Raw genomic sequence first — 255 nt, 5'->3', positions numbered from 1 at the left:
TCTACTGCCACCAGACGCGGTTCTAGAACTTCACTATCATTTTTCACTGTCAGCACCTCCTACAAGTTCAAGGCTAGGTTGCATCTGTTTTAGCGTGCTATCAATGTCTTGCTTTATTTGTGGCTTGATCTGCTTACCTCCAACGCAAAGGAAACGACCTGCGCTAGTGAGTCCATCATCAACAACCCTAAGATCATGACACAAGTCGTTAAGTCGCTGGCTAAGCTGCTTTTGCTGACTAGCTATTGAGTTAAA

1 protein-coding gene is annotated in these 255 nt (G+C 44.7%); it reads right to left on the bottom strand.

Annotated features, from left to right (window positions below; genetic code table 11):
- Nucleotides 1–36: 36 nt before the first annotated feature.
- Nucleotides 37–255, bottom strand: a 219-nt coding sequence (locus SB749_RS20100; RefSeq protein WP_410711863.1) for a hypothetical protein, incomplete at its 5' end; no start/stop codon positions are given.

Source organism: Brevibacterium sp. SIMBA_078 (genome assembly GCF_046534565.1).
GTDB lineage: Bacteria > Actinomycetota > Actinomycetes > Actinomycetales > Brevibacteriaceae > Brevibacterium.
Note: the sequence above shows the minus strand (reverse complement) of the source record. Positions and strands in the feature narration are given on the sequence as shown.